At 59.8% G+C, this 19,536-nt stretch carries 17 protein-coding genes; 15 read left to right on the top strand and 2 right to left on the bottom strand.

Translation table 11 applies throughout. The features are described 5' to 3' along the window. Positions 1-87: 87 nt before the first annotated feature. The 7 genes from OK142_RS14515 (at position 88) to OK142_RS14545 (ending at position 8,209) form a co-directional block, all read left to right on the top strand. Complete coding sequence (locus tag OK142_RS14515) at positions 88-3,084, top strand: 2-oxoglutarate dehydrogenase E1 component (RefSeq protein WP_082183051.1); 2,997 nt, start codon at positions 88-90, stop codon at positions 3,082-3,084. A 53-nt stretch (positions 3,085-3,137) separates the two neighbouring features. Further along, the gene (gene odhB, locus OK142_RS14520; protein WP_035221640.1) at positions 3,138-4,376 is read left to right on the top strand and encodes a 2-oxoglutarate dehydrogenase complex dihydrolipoyllysine-residue succinyltransferase; all 1,239 of its coding nucleotides are present in this window, start codon (positions 3,138-3,140) and stop codon (positions 4,374-4,376) included. Between the two features lie 69 nt (positions 4,377-4,445). Next, positions 4,446-4,859 (top strand): MAPEG family protein, encoded by a 414-nt coding sequence (locus tag OK142_RS14525; protein ID WP_313616250.1) that lies wholly within the window; start codon positions 4,446-4,448, stop codon positions 4,857-4,859. A gap of 14 nt (positions 4,860-4,873) precedes the next feature. Then, positions 4,874-5,518, top strand: a complete 645-nt coding sequence (locus OK142_RS14530) for a LysE family translocator (RefSeq protein WP_020010877.1) — start codon at positions 4,874-4,876, stop codon at positions 5,516-5,518. Between the two features lie 64 nt (positions 5,519-5,582). Continuing rightward, the gene (gene lpdA / locus OK142_RS14535) at positions 5,583-6,989 is read left to right on the top strand and encodes a dihydrolipoyl dehydrogenase (RefSeq protein ID WP_498683489.1); all 1,407 of its coding nucleotides are present in this window, start codon (positions 5,583-5,585) and stop codon (positions 6,987-6,989) included. A gap of 158 nt (positions 6,990-7,147) precedes the next feature. Continuing rightward, on the top strand, positions 7,148-7,648 hold the full coding sequence (locus OK142_RS14540; protein ID WP_498683491.1) for a cytochrome b: 501 nt from the start codon (positions 7,148-7,150) through the stop codon (positions 7,646-7,648). Between the two features lie 81 nt (positions 7,649-7,729). Continuing rightward, entirely contained in the window at positions 7,730-8,209 is a 480-nt protein-coding gene (locus tag OK142_RS14545) for a DUF2867 domain-containing protein (RefSeq protein ID WP_313611090.1), read from the top strand. A 9-nt stretch (positions 8,210-8,218) separates the two neighbouring features. Here OK142_RS14545 and OK142_RS14550 read toward each other — a convergent pair whose 3' ends face one another. Both OK142_RS14550 and OK142_RS14555 read right to left on the bottom strand, forming a co-directional pair. After that, positions 8,219-9,313 (bottom strand): TraB/GumN family protein, encoded by a 1,095-nt coding sequence (locus tag OK142_RS14550; protein ID WP_313611089.1) that lies wholly within the window; start codon positions 9,311-9,313, stop codon positions 8,219-8,221. An 80-nt stretch (positions 9,314-9,393) separates the two neighbouring features. After that, on the bottom strand, positions 9,394-10,341 hold the full coding sequence (locus tag OK142_RS14555; protein ID WP_498683494.1) for a tyrosine recombinase XerC: 948 nt from the start codon (positions 10,339-10,341) through the stop codon (positions 9,394-9,396). A 145-nt stretch (positions 10,342-10,486) separates the two neighbouring features. Here OK142_RS14555 and OK142_RS14560 point away from each other — a divergent pair, with 145 nt between their 5' ends. The 8 genes from OK142_RS14560 to fdhD all read left to right on the top strand — a co-directional run bounded on the left by OK142_RS14560 (position 10,487) and on the right by fdhD (position 19,536). After that, complete coding sequence (locus OK142_RS14560; protein WP_498683496.1) at positions 10,487-12,703, top strand: primosomal protein N'; 2,217 nt, start codon at positions 10,487-10,489, stop codon at positions 12,701-12,703. 80 nt (positions 12,704-12,783) lie between these two features. Beyond that, complete coding sequence (locus OK142_RS14565; protein WP_003492369.1) at positions 12,784-13,170, top strand: AGROH133_08824 family phage infection protein; 387 nt, start codon at positions 12,784-12,786, stop codon at positions 13,168-13,170. 261 nt (positions 13,171-13,431) lie between these two features. Next, positions 13,432-13,998 carry a F0F1 ATP synthase subunit delta gene (locus OK142_RS14570; protein ID WP_175414380.1) on the top strand — a complete coding sequence of 189 codons (567 nt, stop codon included), beginning with the start codon at positions 13,432-13,434 and terminating at the stop codon, positions 13,996-13,998. Next, positions 13,998-15,527, top strand: a complete 1,530-nt coding sequence (atpA, locus tag OK142_RS14575; protein WP_003492364.1) for a F0F1 ATP synthase subunit alpha — start codon at positions 13,998-14,000, stop codon at positions 15,525-15,527. The genes OK142_RS14570 and atpA overlap by 1 nt, the downstream gene beginning before the upstream one ends. Positions 15,528-15,557: 30 nt before the next feature. Continuing rightward, positions 15,558-16,436: a F0F1 ATP synthase subunit gamma gene (locus tag OK142_RS14580; RefSeq protein WP_003492362.1), complete on the top strand. Its 879-nt coding sequence runs from the start codon at positions 15,558-15,560 to the stop codon at positions 16,434-16,436. Between the two features lie 23 nt (positions 16,437-16,459). Further along, positions 16,460-17,914, top strand: a complete 1,455-nt coding sequence (atpD, locus tag OK142_RS14585) for a F0F1 ATP synthase subunit beta (RefSeq protein ID WP_026363767.1) — start codon at positions 16,460-16,462, stop codon at positions 17,912-17,914. Positions 17,915-18,043: 129 nt separating this feature from the next. Beyond that, positions 18,044-18,454 carry a F0F1 ATP synthase subunit epsilon gene (locus OK142_RS14590; RefSeq protein ID WP_006310765.1) on the top strand — a complete coding sequence of 137 codons (411 nt, stop codon included), beginning with the start codon at positions 18,044-18,046 and terminating at the stop codon, positions 18,452-18,454. 269 nt (positions 18,455-18,723) lie between these two features. Further along, on the top strand, positions 18,724-19,536 hold the full coding sequence (gene fdhD, locus OK142_RS14595) for a formate dehydrogenase accessory sulfurtransferase FdhD (protein WP_498683499.1): 813 nt from the start codon (positions 18,724-18,726) through the stop codon (positions 19,534-19,536).

Genomic DNA, 19,536 nt, shown 5'->3' on the forward strand with positions numbered 1-19,536 from the left:
GCGGCATACAGCAGTAATCAAAGCGGCAGGCCGATAAGCGGCCCTAACGGCATCGAGGAGGCGGACTGACAAGTCCGCAAGAACACAATGGCAAGGCAAGAAGCGAACGAGCAGTTTCAGATCACGTCGTTTCTGGACGGCGCGAATGCAGCCTATATCGAGCAGCTCTATGCCCGGTACGAAGAGGATCCCTCTTCCGTGTCGCCGGAGTGGCAGAGCTTCTTCAAGGCGTTGTCCGACAATCCGGAAGACGTGAAGAAGGCAGCCAAGGGCGCCTCCTGGAAGCGCGCCAACTGGCCGATCCCGGCAAATGGCGATCTGGTATCCGCGCTGGACGGCAACTGGGCCACGGTCGAGAAGGCCATCGAGAAGAAGGTTCAGGCGAAAGCCGAGGCGAAAAGCGCCGATACCGGCAAGGCTGTCAGCCCGGCCGAAGTGCTTCAGGCGACCCGTGACAGCGTCCGCGCCATCATGATGATCCGCGCCTACCGCATGCGCGGCCACCTGCACGCCAAGCTCGATCCGCTCGGCATTGCCAGCGCCGTTGAAGATTACAACGAGCTTTCGCCGAAGTCCTACGGCTTCGAGGAAAGCGATTACGACCGCAAGATTTTCATCGATAACGTTCTCGGTCTCGAATATGCGACCGTGCGCGAGATGGTCGATATTCTTGAGCGCACCTATTGCTCGACGCTCGGCGTCGAATTCATGCATATGTCCAACCCGGAAGAAAAGGGCTGGATCCAGGAACGCATCGAAGGCCCGGACAAGGGCGTGGACTTCACGCCGGAGGGCAAGAAGGCCATTCTTTCCAAGCTGGTCGAAGCCGAAGGTTACGAGCAGTTCCTCGACGTGCGTTTCAAGGGCACCAAGCGTTTCGGCCTCGACGGCGGTGAATCGCTGATCCCGGCACTTGAGCAGATCATCAAGCGCGGCGGCCAGGACGGTCTGGAAGAAGTCGTTCTCGGCATGGCCCACCGCGGCCGTCTGAACGTTCTGACCAACGTCATGGGCAAGCCGCACCGCGCCGTGTTCCACGAGTTCAAGGGCGGTTCGTTCAAGCCTGACGACGTCGAAGGTTCCGGCGACGTTAAGTACCATCTCGGTGCCTCCTCCGACCGCGAATTCGACGGCAACAAGGTTCACCTTTCGCTGACGGCCAACCCGTCGCACCTTGAAATCGTCAACCCTGTCGTCATGGGCAAGGCCCGCGCCAAGCAGGACCAGCTCGCCAAGACATGGGACGGCGATATCATTCCGCTGTCGGAACGCGCCAAGGTGCTGCCGCTCCTGTTGCACGGCGATGCCGCTTTTGCGGGTCAGGGCGTGGTTGCCGAAATTCTCGGCCTTTCCGGCCTGCGCGGTCACCGGGTTGCCGGCACCATGCATTTCATCATTAACAACCAGATCGGTTTCACGACGAACCCGGCCTTCTCGCGCTCGTCGCCCTATCCGTCCGACGTCGCCAAGATGATCGAGGCGCCGATCTTCCACGTCAACGGCGACGATCCGGAAGCGGTTACCTATGCGGCGAAGGTCGCGACCGAATACCGCATGAAGTTCCACAAGCCTGTCGTCATCGACATGTTCTGTTACCGCCGCTTCGGCCATAACGAAGGCGACGAGCCCGCGTTCACGCAGCCGAAGATGTATAAGGTCATCCGTGGCCACAAGACCGTCGCACGCATCTATGCCGACCGTCTGATCGCGGAAGGCCTGATCACCGAAGGCGACTTCGAGAAGATCAAGGCCGACTGGCGGGCCCATCTCGAGCAGGAGTTCGAGGCAGGCCAGTCCTACAAGCCGAACAAGGCCGACTGGCTGGACGGTCAGTGGTCGGGCCTTCGCGCCGCCGACAATGCCGATGAGCAGCGTCGTGGCAAGACCGGCGTGCCGATGAAGCAGCTCAAGGAAATCGGCAAGAAGCTGTCGACCATTCCGGAAGGCTTCAGCGCACACCGTACGATCCAGCGCTTCATGGAAAACCGCTCGCAGATGATCGAGACGGGTGAGGGCATCGACTGGGCAATGGCGGAAGCGCTTGCTTTCGGTTCGCTCGCCGTCGACGGTCACAAGATCCGTCTCTCCGGTCAGGATTGTGAACGCGGCACCTTCTCGCAGCGCCACTCGGTTCTCTACGATCAGGAAACCGAAGAGCGTTACATTCCGCTTGCCAATCTTTCACCGACGCAGGCCCGTTACGAAGTTATCAACTCGATGCTTTCGGAAGAAGCGGTTCTCGGTTTCGAATATGGCTATTCGCTGGCCCGTCCGAATGCGCTGACGCTCTGGGAAGCCCAGTTCGGCGACTTCGCCAACGGCGCACAGGTGGTGTTCGACCAGTTCATCTCTTCGGGTGAACGCAAGTGGCTGCGCATGTCCGGTCTCGTCTGCCTTCTGCCGCACGGTTATGAAGGTCAGGGTCCGGAGCACTCGTCCGCCCGTCTGGAGCGCTGGCTGCAGATGTGCGCCGAAGACAATATGCAGGTTGCCAACTGCACGACGCCGGCCAACTACTTCCACATCCTGCGCCGCCAGATGAAGCGTGACTTCCGCAAGCCGCTGATCCTGATGACGCCGAAGTCGCTGCTGCGTCACAAGCGTGCGACGTCTTCGCTGGCCGAGCTTGCAGGCGAGTCCTCCTTCCACCGTCTCCTGTGGGACGATGCGGAAGTCATCAAGGACGGCCCGATCAAGCTGCAGAAGGATTCCAAGATCCGTCGCGTCGTCATGTGCACGGGCAAGGTCTATTACGATCTGCTCGAGGAGCGTGAAAAGCGCGGTATCGACGACATCTACCTGCTGCGCGTCGAACAGCTCTACCCGTTCCCGGCCAAGGCTCTCATCAACGAGCTTTCCCGTTTCCGCAATGCGGAGATGGTCTGGTGCCAGGAAGAGCCGAAGAACATGGGTGCGTGGTCGTTCATCGATCCTTACCTTGAATGGGTTCTGGCGCATATCGACGCCAAGTACCAGAAGGTCCGTTACACGGGCCGTCCGGCTGCCGCCTCTCCGGCGACCGGCCTGATGTCCAAGCACTTGGCGCAGCTTGCTGCGTTCCTGGAAGACGCGCTGGGAGAGTGAGAACTCTCCCGCATCGCCCCGCAAAAAAGACACCTGAATAACGGAACTAGATCATGGCCACTGAAATCCGCGTACCAACCCTCGGCGAATCCGTCAGCGAAGCGACCGTCGGCACCTGGTTCAAGAAGGTCGGCGATACCGTCAAGGCCGACGAACCGCTCGTTGAACTGGAAACCGACAAGGTTACCGTCGAAGTCCCGGCACCCGCCTCCGGCGTGCTGACCGAAATCGTCGCGCAGAATGGCGAAACCGTCGGTCTCGACGCGCTTCTCGGCCAGATCGCCGAAGGTGCTGCCGGCGCTGCGACCTCCGCCCCCGCTGCCGAACCGGCAAAGCCTGCTGCTGCCGCAGCTGCCCCGGCCCCTGCGGCAACCGCTGCTCCGGCAACGGGCTCCATGCCGCCGGCACCTGCCGCCGGCAAGCTGCTTGCTGAAAACAACCTGTCCGCCGATCAGGTCGACGGTTCGGGCAAGCGTGGCCAGGTTCTGAAGGGCGATGTTCTCGCTGCCGTCGCCAAGGGCGTTTCGGCACCTGCCGCCGCTCCGGCTCCGGTTGCTGCTGCTCCCCGTCCGGTTTCCGCCGAGCAGGATCAGGTTCGCGAAGAGCGCGTCAAGATGACCCGCCTGCGCCAGACGATCGCCCGTCGCCTGAAGGATGCGCAGAACACCGCCGCCATGCTGACCACCTATAATGAGGTGGACATGAGCGCCGTCATGGACCTGCGCAACCGCTACAAGGACGTGTTCGAGAAGAAGCACGGCGTCAAGCTCGGCTTCATGGGCTTCTTCACCAAGGCCGTGACCCACGCGCTGAAGGAACTGCCCGCTGTCAACGCTGAAATCGACGGCACGGACATCATCTACAAGAACTATTGTCACGTCGGCATGGCTGTCGGCACCGACAAGGGTCTCGTTGTTCCCGTTATCCGCGATGCTGACCAGCTCTCCATCGCCGGCGTCGAAAAGGAACTGGGTCGCCTCGCTAAGGCAGCCCGTGACGGTTCGCTCGGCATGGCCGACATGCAGGGCGGCACCTTCACCATCACCAACGGTGGTGTCTACGGTTCGCTGATGTCTTCGCCGATCCTCAACGCGCCGCAGTCCGGCATCCTCGGCATGCACAAGATCCAGGAGCGTCCGGTCGCCATCGGCGGTCAGGTCGTCATCCGTCCGATGATGTATCTTGCGCTCTCCTACGATCACCGTATCGTTGACGGCAAGGAAGCCGTGACCTTCCTCGTCCGCGTCAAGGAAAGCCTCGAAGATCCGGAACGCCTGGTTCTCGATCTCTGATCGGTCTTGCTTTTCGTTTCGGCGGGGTTTCAATTGAGGCCCCGCTGAAATTCCATCAGGAGAGCGAACGTGCAGCCGACATTTCTTGCCGCTTCACCCTTTTTACCGCTGATCGGTCTCAGCGTCCTGCTGCTTGCGGTGCATATCATGCTGCAAGCCATGACGGCGACGCGGGAATTTGGGATGGACTGGAATGCCGGCCCGCGTGATGCGGAGAAGAAGCCTGAAGGCAGGTTTACCGGTCGGGCAGCCCGCGCATCGGAAAATTTCCGTGAAACCTATCCCGCTTTCATCGCGCTCGCCTTTGGTGTCATCATGGCCGGCGATCCGTCCGGGCTGGCACTCACCGGCGCGTGGATCTGGCTGATCTGCCGGGTGGTCTATATTCCACTTTATCTGGCCGGTGTGCCCTATATCCGCTCGCTGGTCTGGCTCGGTTCGATGCTCGGCCTTGCGCTGATGCTTTTCGTGTTGATGTTTTAGAGGTTGATTTTCCGATGCATCAGTATCTGATCGAACTTGCATCCCTGATGGCGATCTTCGCTTTCGCAATCGTTTCCCCCGGCGCCGATCTGGCAATGGTCATGCGTCAGGCCATGGTGCATGGGCGAAAACAGGCCATCATCACCAGCTTCGGCGTGGGCACATCGCTGATGTTCCATGTCACCTATACGATCCTCGGACTTGGTCTCATCATTTCCCAGTCGATCTATCTCTTCAACATCGTCAAGTGGCTGGGCGTCGCCTATCTGATCTATATCGGCATCAAGGCACTGCGCGCCGGCAAGACGGAATTGCCGACGGCTGAAGGCGAGGGCGGCGTTCGAGCCAAAAGCACACAGACCGGGCTGAAGGCCTTCACACTCGGTTTTGCCGCAAACGCGCTTAACCCCAAACCGGTGTTTTTCTTCCTGTCGATCTTTTCGACGGTGGTTCATGCGCATACGCCGGTTACCATCAAATTCGGATATGGGCTCGTCATGGCGAGCTGCCTTATCCTCTGGTTCGTTGGCGTCAGCCTGTTCATGACGACGCCGCGCATGCGCGCCGCATTTCAGCGCGCCAGCCAATGGATCGACCGCACCAGCGGTGTGGTGTTCATCGCTCTCGGTATAAAACTCGCAACGGAAAAAGCGGCCTGAGTTTCAGGTCAAACGGAAGCAGGGCGGTTCAAAATCCTGCCCGCAATCAATCAGGAACAGAAACATGGCATATGATGTAGTTGTAATCGGTACGGGTCCCGGCGGTTATGTTTGCGCGGTCAAGGCGGCACAGCTTGGCCTCAAGGTCGCTGTCATCGAAAAACGCGCCACCTATGGCGGCACCTGCCTCAATGTCGGCTGCATCCCTTCCAAGGCGCTGCTGCATGCGTCCGAAACCTTTGCGCATGTCGCCCATGGCGTCGATACGCTCGGTATCGAAGTTGCCGCTCCGAAGCTGAACCTCGACAAGATGATGGGCCACAAGGACGGCGTGGTGAAGGCCAATGTCGACGGCGTCGCCTTCCTGTTCAAGAAGAACAAGATTGATGCCTTCCAGGGCACCGGCAAGGTGGTTTCCGCCGGCAAGGTTTCCGTCACCAATGACAAGGGTGAGACGCAGGAGATCGAGGCGAAGAACATCGTCATCGCCACCGGTTCTGATGTCGCGGGCATTCCAGGCGTCAAGGTCGATATCGATGAAACCGTCATCGTTTCCTCCACCGGCGCGATCGCTCTTTCCAAGGTTCCGGAAAAGCTCATCGTTGTCGGCGGCGGCGTGATCGGCCTCGAGCTCGGTTCGGTCTGGTCGCGCTTGGGCGCGAAGGTGACCGTCGTCGAATATCTCGACAATATTCTCGGCGGCATGGATGGCGAAGTTTCCAAGCAGGCGCAGCGTCTGCTGGCCAAGCAGGGTCTCGATTTCAAGCTCGGCGCCAAGGTGACGGCTGTTGAAAAGACTGCTGGCGGCGCAAAGGTTGTGTTCGAACCGGTCAAGGGCGGTGCTGCTGAGACGCTGGAAGCGAACGTCGTGCTGATCTCCACTGGTCGCAAGCCCTACACCGAAGGTCTCGGCCTTGCGGAAGCCGGCGTCGTACTGGACAGCCGTGGGCGTGTCGAAATCGACGGTCACTACAAGACCAATGTCGACGGCATCTATGCGATCGGCGACGTGGTGAAGGGTCCGATGCTGGCGCATAAGGCGGAAGACGAGGGCGTTGCGCTTGCGGAAATCCTCGCCGGCCAGCGTGGCCATGTGAATTACGATGTCATCCCGGCTGTGGTCTATACGCAGCCTGAAATCGCTTCCGTTGGCAAGACCGAAGAGGAGCTGAAGGCCGCTGGTATCGCCTACAAGGTCGGCAAGTTCCCCTTCACCGCCAATGGCCGCGCCCGCGCCATGCAGGTGACGGATGGTTTCGTGAAGATCCTTGCCGACAAGGAAACCGACCGGGTTCTCGGCGGCCACATCGTCGGTTTCGGCGCTGGTGAGATGATCCACGAGATCACCGTGCTGATGGAATTCGGTGGCTCCTCTGAAGATCTCGGCCGCACCTGCCATGCGCATCCGACCATGTCGGAAGCGGTGAAGGAAGCGGCACTGGCGACTTTCTTCAAGCCGATCCATATGTGATCGACGTTGGAGCGCTGAACATGAAACTGCTGTGCAGTTTCAGTCTGATGCTCCAATATTAAATTTCAGCCATCTGCTGAACCCCGGCTTGCCATGCAGGCCGGGGTTTTCCATACTCGCGCCACAGCCTGTCTAACCTTTTGATAAAAGGCAATAAAATGGCGTCTTCCACTCAAGTTTCATTTTCCGTTCCACAGCGCGTCATCCATTGGGCGATGGCGCTTCTGATCTTCTTCAATCTCCTGTTTCCGGATGGCATGGCCCATGCGTATCGGCTGATGCGGCGGGGTGAAACGCTGACGCCCGACCAGATTTCGTCCGCCAATATTCACGCCTATGTCGGCTTTGCCATTCTGTTCCTTGCTGTTCTGCGCCTCTGTCTGCGGTTCTTCCAGGGAGTGCCGCCGCACCCCGCCGAGGAACCGCGTGTCTTTCAGATCGCCGCAAAGGTGGCCCATTTCACCTTCTATGCGCTGTTCCTCATCCTGCCATTGTCCGGCATCGCCGCCTATTACTTTGGTGTTCAGGCTGCGGGGCAATTGCATTCGGGCCCGTTCAAGGCACTGATGTGGGTGTTGATCGTCGGCCATCTCGTCGCTGTTCTGGTTCACCAGTTCTATTGGCGTACCGGCGTCCTGAAACGCATGACGCACGGCTGAGCGGCGGTTTGCCGCGTTTTCGCATCAACAGGAATAGAGGATAGTGCCTTTGCCGCGAAGGGCGGGGAAAAGGGGTTACGAATGCCGGATTTCGAAGGAATATTACCGGGTGCTGACTGGCGGGATAGCTATCAGGGAGAGATTGTGCAGGGTGCATCGAGTTCGCTCGATGTGAGCCGACTTCTTCTCGATCATCCGCCGGCGTGGATCGGCAGGCTCATGGCCCTGCGCAACCGTATCGTGTCGCTTTTTGGTCTCAAGACAGTTGAACACGCATCCGGAACCTCGGCGGGAGGGTTCCCCATCGTGTCAACCACCCCGGACCGGACCGTTCTTGGTTTCGACGACAGCCATCTCGATTTCCGCATCGTTGTAGATTTGGAGGAGAAGCATGATCTGCCGATCGTCCATGACCGGCGGATCGTGAAAGTCACCACCATCGTCAGGCGCAAGACGTTGTTCGGGCGTGTTTATCTGTTGGTTGTCGGACCGTTTCATCGCCGCATCGTGCCCGCGACGATGCGGCCGTTTTGCAGGGACATCCAGCCCGTCAGGACATGAGCGCGAGTTTTAATCGACCCGCGTCAGCGTGAAACCCTGCGAGCGCAGGAGCTCGACAACGCCTTCCTCGCCCGGCAGGTGCAGGGCGCCAACGGCCATGAAGACATTGCCCTTGCCAAGCTCGGGGGAAGCCCGCTCCGCCATGACGTGATTGCGGTCGGTGATGATGCGTTGCTCGAAGGCGGCGTAACCCTGGTCGCTCTCTTCCGGTTTCTTGGGGTCGAGGCTTTTCAGCATCGGCATCGTCATGCCGATATCGCCGCTGACATAGAGATCGGTCATGGTCGTCATGATGTCGTCCATGCGGTCGCCCAGTTCCAGCGTTTCGATGAGCGCCTGAAGATGAAACTCCATGGGTAGCTCTGACATGGCCGTCAGCTGCTCGACCATGGTTTCCAGCCCAACGAGACGTTTTCCGTCAGCCACCGCGTCTTCGGCCAGCTTCTTGTCGAGAAAGGACAGCCCGGTGGCCTTGCGGGCAAATTCGCAGGCGGGAAGGGCGACGAAGCTCGACAGCATCCATGGCTTCATGCGCGAAACCGCGTTCAGCGGAATGCCGCGCTCCTTGAGGCCCTTTTCAAGGCGGGCAACATTGTCGGGCGACAGGATGTCGGTGATCGACTTGCCGTCGAGAAACATGGTGAGTTCGGGCCGGGTCAGCAGCGACGCGGCAATCTTCTTGTCGTCAACGATTTCGTCGGATTCCACGATGACCGTCGCAGCCTTGTCGAAGGCAGGTGCGGCGGCGGCAGGCATGCCCAGAACACGCGGATCGGTGACATGCATGGTGCCGAGAAGAAAGGAGGGTTCCGTTCCGGCTTTTTCGATGCGCCAGAAGTTGCCCTTGCCGTTCGGGATCGCGGCCGCTTCCTGCTCGATCTTCACAAAGCCCTGCGGATCGTTCTTGCGCATCTCCACGAGAATGTCGCTGCCGGTGCAGCTTATCTCCTGTTCGGCCGCTTGCGCCTCACCCAGCGAGAGCAAAGTCGCGAGCAGGATTGCGACAGCGGCGACATGCATGGCTGCGAGCAACCAGAGCAGGGCATCGCCGGTCTTGCCCATCAGGGTGGCGGTGAGATTGTGTGGCTTTATCAGGCTTTGCATAGGTACCATCCGGTTCTCGTTTTCTTATAGAACGGTGGCTTGGACGTCTGGTTAACGACTATGGTTAAGCATTTCATGCTTCATGCGCGCGGGTGGGCATTATCATATATTTCCAGCAATCTTGCGGTATCGACGCCGGTATAGATCTGCGTGGTGGAAAGGCTGGCGTGGCCGAGCAGCTCCTGAATGGTGCGAAGATCGCCGCCGCCGGCCAGAAGATGGGTGGCGAAGGAGTGGCGCAGCGCATGCGGCGTGGCGTTTTCAGGCAGGCCGAAAGCGCTGCGCAATTTCTGCATTTCGCGCTGGATGATGGCAGGCTGCAGCTTGCCGCCGCGCGCACCGAGGAACAGCGGTTGATCCGCCGCCAGATGATAGGGGCAGAGTTTCTTGTAGGCTTCGACCGCTTCCGTTACCACCGCCAACAGGGGAACGATCCGGGTCTTGTTGCCTTTGCCGGTGATGCGAAGGCTGCGCGCACCAGGCGGGAAATCGGCCGGAATGAGCCCCAGCGCTTCTGAAATGCGAAGGCCGCAGCCATAAAGCAGCGAGAGGACGGCGGCGTTGCGGGCAGCAATCCACGGCTCTTCGTTCAATTGCGCCTCGGCGGTGGTGATTTTCAGCGCCTGCCGGTCGGTCAGCGGCTTAGGCAGCGATTTCGGCTGTTTCGGCGCGCGCATGGCGGTGGCGCCCGCCGCATTCACCAGACCTTTCTTTTGTAGATAATGAAGAAAGGAGCGCAGGCCTGCCAGATGGCGACCAAGTGAGCGTGCGCCGGCACCTTCCCTGCGGCGGCTGGCCAGAAAGGCGCGAAGATCGACCGGGCGCAGATTGGCTATATCCGCAATGGCTGCGGGCTTGCCGATATAACCGGTGAGGAATGTCAAAAACTGGCGGGTGTCGCGCTCATAGGCCTCGACGGTGTTGTCTGAAAGACGACGTTCGCCCGCGATCGAGGCAAGCCAGGACTGGCGCTCGTTCAGGAGATCGGGTTCGGCAAAAGTCAGGATTTCAGTCACGGGACGCTCCATTCCTCTCCTCAAAGCTATGCTCTTATGGTCAGCATTTGGTTAAGGCCTGCGTCTGCGCTTTCTATCTGGCGTGGACTTTGCGGGAGCCAGACATTACATCCGGGCGGTTTCCTTTTTCACCTCGCCGGGGCATGGTCGCCACATCATGGCAAAAGATTCGTCCGATCTGTTTGGGGCTCTGTTCGACCCGCCGTCGCCCACGCGCACGGTGCCCGTTCTCGTGCCCATGCCGGCGCCGGGACCCTACAGTTACGCCGTGCCTGAAGATATGGTCGTGGAGACCGGCTCCGTCGTTCAGGTGCCGCTCGGCCCGCGGCAGGTCTTCGGCGTGGTGTGGGACGATGCCGGAGAAAAGAGCGTCGATCCGAAGAAGCTGCGGCCCATCACCAAAAGTTTCGAGTGCCCGCCGCTGAAAACGGAAATGCGGCGCTTCATCGACTGGGTTGCCGCCTATACGCTTTCTCCCCCCGGCCTTGTGGCACGCATGGCGCTTCGAGCGCCCGCCGCCTTCGATCCCGAGCCGATGATCGAGGGACTGCGACTGACCGAAGGCAGGCCGGAACGTCTGACGCCTGCCCGCGAGAGGGTGATGGAACTGGCGGCCGAGGGGCATGGCTGGACGAAGAGCGGGCTTGCCCACGCTGCCGGCGTCTCGACCAGCGTTGTCGACGGTCTCGTCAAGCAGGGCGTGTTCGAGACGGTTTTTCTGCCTGCGCCGCCCGTGGTCGCTGAACCTGATCCTGATTATGCCGAGCCTCGACTGGAAGGCCCCCAGAGACAGGCGGCATCGGAAATTCTTGAGGATGTCCGCAAGGGCGGTTTTCATGTTTCGCTGATCGACGGCGTGACCGGCTCCGGCAAGACGGAGGTCTATTTCGAAGCCGTGGCCGAGACGCTGAGGCAGGGCAAGCAGGTCCTTATCCTGCTACCCGAAATCGCGCTAACGGCGGCGTTTCTGGATCGGTTTCACGATCGCTTCGGTGCACGGCCGGCGGAATGGCATTCGGATCTGTCGCCACGCATGCGCGAAAAGGTCTGGCGGCAGGCCGTGACGGGCGAGGTGAAGGTGGTTGCCGGTGCCCGCTCGGCGCTTTTTCTCCCCTTCGACAATCTTGGTCTCATCATCGTCGATGAAGAGCACGATCCGGCCTACAAGCAGGAAGACCGCGTCTATTATAATGCCCGCGACATGGCGGTGGTGAGAGCACGGATCGCGGATTTCCCGGTGGTGCTGGTGTCCGCTACGCCCTCGGTGGAAAGCCAGGTCAATGGCAGTTCTGGCCGCTACAACACCATCCACCTGCACACCCGCTTTGGTGATGCGGCGATGCCCGACCTGCACCTTGTCGATATGCGCCGCCATCCGCCGGAAAGGGGAGGGTTCCTGTCACCCGTCCTGCTGCGCGGCATCGGCAAAACTATCGAGAAGGGTGAGCAGGCACTGCTGTTTCTCAATCGTCGCGGTTATGCGCCGCTGACGCTCTGCCGGGTCTGCGGCCACCGTTTCCAATGCCCGCAATGTTCCAGCTGGCTGGTGGAGCACCGGTTCCGCAACCAGTTACAATGCCACCAGTGCGGTCACAGCGAGCCGACGCCAGACCATTGCCCGGAATGCGGTACCTTCGATCATCTCGTCGCCTGCGGGCCGGGGGTGGAGCGGATCGCTGAGGAAGTGGAGAAACATTTCCCCGAGGCCCGGACCATCGTGCTCTCCTCCGATCTCATGGGCGTCAAGCGGCTGCGCCTGGAGCTTGAGGCCATCGTCAAGGGGGAGGCTGATATCGTCATTGGCACGCAGCTCGTCGCCAAGGGACACAATTTTCCCCTGATGACGCTTGTCGGCATTGTCGATGCCGATCTCGGCCTTGCCAACGGTGATCCGCGCGCGGCGGAGCGAACGTTTCAGCTGCTCTCGCAGGTGACAGGGCGCGCCGGGCGCACGGGCTTGAAGAGCCATGGCCTGTTGCAGACCTATCAGCCGCAGCATCCCGTCATGCAGGCGATCGTTTCAGGGGATGCATCGGCCTTCTACGAAAGGGAGATCGCGGAACGGGAAAAGGCCGTTCTGCCGCCCTTCGGGCGTCTTGCCTCGGTCATTGTCTCCGCCGATACGCGCGCTGAGGCCGAAACCCATGCGCGGGGCTTGAGGGCGGCGGCACCGCAGGTGACAGGCATCATGCTGCTTGGCCCGGCAGAAGCGCCGCTGGCGCTCATCCGTGGTCGGCACCGCTTCCGTCTGCTGGTGCACGGGCGGCGCAATTCCGACATGCAATCCTTCCTTCGAACGCTTCTGGCAAACGGGCCGAAGGAGCGGGGCAGCGTGCATGTCCAGCTCGATATCGATCCGCAAAGTTTCCTTTGAACTTTATCAACAGGGGCGTTTTCCCGCTGTCATGACCGTGTCATAACGCAGCAGGCGAAAAGAATGATTTGGGGAACGAGATGGAGTTTTATTTTCCCGCCGAGTTCGGCGAGCAGCTGGCCTTTGGAGCGGCTGCGATATCGGCCGTGATCGGCCTGTTTTTCATGTTTGCACCGGGCATGACGCTGCGCGCCTTCGGCCTGCAACCGGCTGGCGAGCGCAGGGACGGTTACACGCTCGTGCGCTCCTCGCTTGCCGGTTTTTATCTCGGCCTCGGCGCTGCCGCCCTGCTTCTGGCGCAGCCGATGGTCTATCTTGCTTTCGGCGCGGCCTTCGCCCTGAGTGTCTTCGGTGGCATTCTCTCCATTCTCTCCGATGGAGGCGCAACCATGCGAAATTGCTTACTCATGGTTGTGCATTTTCTCCTGGCCGCATTGTCGTTGAGCTACGTGTTTGGACTGGTCTAAGCCGGGCTTTTTGGCTTTTCTGCCGCACCAGACCCGCATCCTGAGCGAAATCGGAAAATTTAAACGCATTCCCCCTTGCCCAAACGGCGCTTTCCGCTATTACGCGTGTTGCGAGTCCCGGCGTCCTATGCTAGACGGACCGCGAAATTGGGAAAAGGCAGGGGGGAATTCCGGTCTTTTTCGGGGAAATTGAAACGATTTCAAGAATTTGATGCGGTGGATCGCCACCGTTGATAATCTTGGACGATTAGCAGGGAAAAAGTGCCCGTGGCAGATACCTCCCATGGAACATCCGGTGTAGCGGAAAGGTATGCGTCGTCGCTTTTCGAGCTTGCTTTGGAAGCGGGTGCGGTCGAAGCGGTTGGAGCCGATCTGGACAAGTTCGGCGCACTTCTCGACGAGAGCGACGATTTGAAGCGTCTGGTTGCGAGCCCGGTGTTTTCCGCCGAGGATCAGTTCAAGGCAATCACCGCAATCTGCGAAAAGGCCGGCATTGCGGGTCTTGCCGTCAATTTCCTCAAGGTCGTTGCCAATAATCGCCGTCTCTTTGCCGTTCCCGGCATGATCCGCGCCTACCGCACCATTGCCGCTGCCCATCGCGGCGAAATCACCGCCGAGGTTACCTCGGCACATGCGCTCGACGAGGCGCAGGAAACTGAACTGAAAGCGGCGCTGAAGAGCGTTACCGGCAAGGATGTGACGATTTCCGTTACCGTCGATCCGTCGATCCTCGGTGGTCTGATCGTCAAGGTCGGTTCCCGCCAGATCGATACGTCTCTTCGCACCAAACTTTCCACCCTTAAGCTTGCACTGAAAGAGGTTGGCTGATGGATATCCGCGCCGCGGAAATTTCCGCAATTCTGAAAGATCAAATCAAAAATTTCGGCAACGAGGCGGAAGTCTCGGAAGTCGGTCAGGTGCTTTCCGTCGGTGACGGTATCGCCCGCGTTTACGGCCTCGACAATGTTCAGGCTGGCGAAATGGTCGAGTTTCCCGGCGGCATTCGCGGCATGGCGCTCAACCTCGAAGCCGACAACGTCGGTGTGGTTATCTTCGGTTCGGACCGTGACATCAAGGAAGGCGACACCGTAAAGCGGACTGGCGCTATCGTTGACGTTCCCGTCGGCCCGGAACTGCTCGGCCGCGTCGTTGACGCGCTTGGCAACCCGATCGACGGCAAGGGCCCGATCAATGCCGCCAAGCGTTCGCGCGTTGACGTCAAGGCTCCCGGCATCATTCCGCGCAAGTCGGTTCATGAGCCGATGTCGACCGGCCTCAAGGCCATCGACGCCCTCATCCCGGTTGGCCGCGGCCAGCGCGAGCTCGTCATCGGCGACCGCCAGACCGGCAAGACCGCGATCATTCTCGACACGATCCTGAACCAGAAGGCCATTCACGATAATGGTCCTGACGGCGACAAGCTTTATTGCGTCTACGTCGCTATCGGTCAGAAGCGTTCGACCGTTGCCCAGTTCGTGAAGGTTCTGGAAGAGCGCGGCGCGCTGCAGTATTCGATCATCGTTGCTGCGACCGCTTCCGATCCGGCTCCGATGCAGTACCTCGCTCCGTTTGCTGGTTGCGCCATGGGTGAATACTTCCGTGACAACGGCAAGCACGCTCTCATCGGCTATGACGACCTTTCCAAGCAGGCCGTTGCCTACCGTCAGATGTCGCTCCTGCTGCGCCGTCCTCCGGGCCGCGAAGCTTATCCGGGCGACGTTTTCTACCTTCACTCACGTCTTCTGGAGCGCGCTGCAAAGCTCTCCGACGAAATGGGCGCTGGTTCGCTGACGGCTCTGCCTGTTATCGAAACCCAGGGTAACGACGTTTCGGCGTTCATTCCGACCAACGTGATCTCGATCACCGACGGTCAGATCTTCCTTGAAACCGACCTGTTCTACCAGGGCATTCGTCCGGCCGTTAACGTCGGTCTGTCGGTTTCGCGCGTTGGCTCCGCCGCCCAGATCAAGGCGATGAAGCAGGTTGCCGGTTCGATCAAGGGCGAGCTTGCCCAGTATCGCGAAATGGCCGCCTTTGCCCAGTTCGGCTCGGACCTCGACGCTTCCACGCAGCGCCTGCTCAACCGCGGCGCCCGCCTGACAGAGCTTCTGAAGCAGCCGCAGTTCTCTCCGCTCAAGACGGAAGAACAGGTCGCGGTGATCTTCGCCGGTGTCAACGGCTACCTCGACAAGATCCCGGTCGCACAGGTCGGCAAGTTCGAGCAGGGTTTCCTCTCCTACCTCCGCTCGGAAGGTAAGGCGATCCTCGACACCATCCGCACGGAAAAGGCAATCAGCGACGATACCAAGGGCAAGCTCAAGGGCGCTCTCGATACCTTCGCGAAGTCTTTCTCGTAATTAGGGCTCTTTTACTCGGACGGATAACGGATGCCTTCACTTAAGGATCTGAAAAACCGCATTGCCTCCGTGAAGGCGACGCAGAAGATTACCAAGGCGATGAAAATGGTCGCCGCGGCGAAGCTTCGGCGCGCCCAGGAAGCTGCGGAGGCCGCCCGGCCTTATTCTCAGCGCATGAGCGCCGTTCTTGCCAACATCGCCAAGGCGGTTGAGGCGGACGTTGCTCCGGCGTTGATGACCGGCACCGGCAAGGACGACGTGCATCTGCTCGTCGTCTGCACGGCCGAACGTGGTCTTTGCGGCGGTTTCAACTCGCAAATCGCCCGCTTTGCCCGCGATCAGGCCCGCAAGCTGATTTCCGAAGGCAAGACGGTCAAGATCATCACGGTCGGCAAGAAGGGTTATGACAGCCTTCGCCGCGAATTTGCAGCCAACATCATCGAGCGCATTGAACTGCGCGACGTGAAGAAGGTCGGTTTTGAAAACGCCGACCAGATCGCCAAGAAGGTGATCTCGCTCTTCAACGCGGGTGAATTCGACGTCTGCACTCTGATCTATTCGGAGTTCAAGTCCGTCATCAGCCAGATCCCGACCGGCCTGCAGCTCATTCCGGCCGCAACGCCTGTTGTGGAAGAGGATGAAGTGACGCAGAGCGCCGTCTACGAATATGAGCCGGATGCGGCTTCTATTCTGGAAGACCTTATTCCGCGCAACATTTCGGTTCAGGTTTTCCGGGCTCTGCTCGAAAACGTTGCCGGTGAAATGGGCGCCAAGATGAGCGCGATGGATAATGCAACGCGCAATGCCGGTGAGATGATCAACAAGCTGACGCTTTCCTACAACCGTCAGCGCCAGGCTCAGATCACCAAGGAACTCATTGAAATCATTTCGGGCGCGGAAGCGCTCTGAGGTAAGGAAAGAGGGTAAGGATAATGGCTAAGGCAGCTACCCCCAAGAAAACCGCAGCGGTGAACGGCGCGGGCAAGGTTACCCAGGTTATCGGCGCTGTTGTCGACGTGGCGTTCGAAGGCGAACTGCCTCCGATCCTGAACGCGCTCGAAACCGAGAACAACGGCAACCGCCTCGTTCTGGAAGTCGCGCAGCATCTCGGCGAAAACGTCGTACGCACGATCGCCATGGACTCGACCGAAGGTCTCGTCCGCGGTCAGCCGGTCAGCAACACGGGCGCTCCGATCGAGGTTCCGGTCGGTCCTGAAACGCTCGGCCGCATCATGAACGTCATCGGCGAGCCGGTTGACGAAGCAGGCCCGATCGTTACGGCCAAGAAGCGCGCCATCCACCAGGATGCGCCGTCTTACGTCGAACAGTCGACCGAAGCACAGATCCTCGTCACCGGCATCAAGGTCGTTGACCTTCTGGCTCCTTACGCCAAGGGCGGCAAGATCGGCCTGTTCGGCGGCGCCGGCGTTGGCAAGACGGTTCTCATCATGGAACTGATCAACAACGTCGCCAAGGCGCACGGCGGTTACTCGGTATTCGCCGGTGTGGGTGAGCGTACCCGCGAAGGTAACGACCTCTACCACGAAATGATCGAGTCGAACGTCAACAAGCTTGGCGGCGGCGAAGGCTCCAAGGCTGCGCTCGTTTACGGCCAGATGAACGAACCGCCGGGTGCCCGCGCCCGCGTCGCCCTGACCGGTCTGACGATCGCTGAAAACTTCCGTGATGAAGGCCAGGACGTTCTGTTCTTCGTGGACAACATCTTCCGCTTCACGCAGGCTGGTTCGGAAGTGTCGGCTCTGCTCGGCCGTATTCCTTCGGCCGTGGGCTACCAGCCGACGCTCGCAACGGACATGGGCCAGATGCAGGAACGCATCACCACCACGAACAAGGGTTCGATCACCTCGGTTCAGGCTATTTACGTTCCCGCCGACGACTTGACCGACCCGGCGCCGGCCACCTCGTTCGCGCACCTTGATGCAACGACGGTTCTGTCGCGTTCGATCGCCGAAAAGGGTATTTACCCGGCTGTTGACCCGCTCGACTCCACCTCGCGCATGCTGGACCCGATGATCGTCGGTGAAGAGCACTACGAGGTTGCCCGTAAGGTTCAGTCGACCCTGCAGCGCTACAAGTCTCTCCAGGACATCATCGCCATCCTCGGCATGGACGAACTGTCGGAAGAAGACAAGCTGACGGTTGCCCGCGCCCGCAAGATCGAGCGCTTCCTGTCGCAGCCGTTCTTCGTTGCTGAAGTCTTCACCGGTTCGCCGGGCAAGCTCGTTGCGCTCGAAGACACGATCAAGGGCTTCAAGGGCCTGGTCAACGGCGAATACGACAACCTGCCGGAAGCCGCTTTCTACATGGTCGGTTCGATGGAAGAAGCCATCGAAAAGGCAAAGAAGCTGGCTGGCGAAGCTGCCTGATGATGAATTGGCGGGCGCGTGGTTCAACCGCGCGCCTTGCCGGCAATGACGGCGAAACCGGAATGGCTTTGCCGGCGTTGTAGCAAACAAGTCCGTGACGCCCGCGTAATTGAAAAGAAGTGAATAGCCATGGCTGACAGTTTCAAATTCGATCTCGTTTCCCCGGAACGTCTGCTCGTTTCCGAAACGGTTACGGAAGTCGTCATCCCGGCTACGCTGGGTGAGATGACGGTGCTGGCCAATCACGCGCCGACCATGACGACGATCAAGCCGGGTCTGGTGACGGTGAAGTTTGCCTCCGGTGAAACGCATAAATACGTCGTTTTCGGCGGTTTTGCCGATATTCTCCCGACGGGTTGCACGCTTCTGGCGGAATCCGCCGTTTCTGCCGATGATATGTCCCCCGATACGCTGCAGAAGCGTATCGATGCGGCCAAGGCCGAAATCCAGGAGGGTAATCATCACCACGAGCATCTGACCAAGCTTGAAAAGCATCTCTACGAACTGACGAACCTGCATGAGGTTCTCGTCGCTGCTTGAAAGCACCGGGCGGGTTCGAAAGAATGACTGCCCACACAATATCAAACCAGAAAAGCGGCCGCTTCGGTCGCTTTTTTGTTTTCAGCCGGTGCCTGTCTCTCGGGATGAGTGGAAGAAGTCCCCCTCCGTAAGGTCCCTGCCTCGATCGACGCGCTCAACTGCCTGAAATAGATTCCGATTTTCTGGGCCTTGGGCTAGAGGTGATGTTGAGAAGAAATGCAGCTTCTGTCAGCCGTGAGCGGAGAGAGGTGCCTTCTTGCAATGGAGGGATGATCGTGTCAGCAGAGGCAAGTTACCGAAGGGTCGCAAGAACTGCCCTGCGACAGGGCACAGTCGCCGCGGGTGAGCGATCCGTGCCGGAAGAGGTGCCCGTCGCCTTTTCTTATGGTGGCAGCACCCATGCCGTGATGATGGCGAGCCCAGCCGATCTTGTCGATTTCGCCATCGGCTTCAGCCTCACCGAGGGTATCATATCGGCGCGTTCGGAAATCCTCTCGGTAGAGGTGATCGGAGCAGGGCAAGGCTTTGATGTTCAGGTGGATCTGCGGGATGCGGAAGCAGACGCCCTGCGGGCGAGACGGCGGCATATGGCGGGACCGGTTGGCTGCGGTCTTTGCGGTATCGAATCCATCGAACAGGCCGTGCGCCTCGTGCCCGATTTGAGTGGCGCGGAACTATCCGTTGAGGGTCACGAAATCGTCGCCGCAATGAAGGCGCTCAATGATGCGCAAGACCTCAACCGCGAGACGAGGGCCGTTCACGGTGCGGGGTTCTATAATCCCGAAAAGGGTCTGCTTGCTGCGCGCGAGGATGTCGGCCGCCATAATGCGCTCGACAAGCTTGCCGGCGCTGTCTTCAACGCCGGCATATCAGCCAGGGCGGGCATCGTGGCTGTCACCAGCCGCCTGTCGGTGGAAATGGTTCAGAAGACGGCGATCCTCGGCAGTCCCGTTCTGGCGGCAATTTCGGCCCCCACCGCGCTTGCCATTGAAACCGCCGAGAGAGCAGGCATCACGCTTGTCGCTTTGGTGCGGGGTGAAGACTTCGAAATCTTCACCCGGGCAGATCGTATTATTTTATAA

It is taken from the genome of Agrobacterium sp. BT-220-3 (assembly GCF_025910175.1).
Taxonomy (GTDB): domain Bacteria; phylum Pseudomonadota; class Alphaproteobacteria; order Rhizobiales; family Rhizobiaceae; genus Agrobacterium; species Agrobacterium oryzihabitans.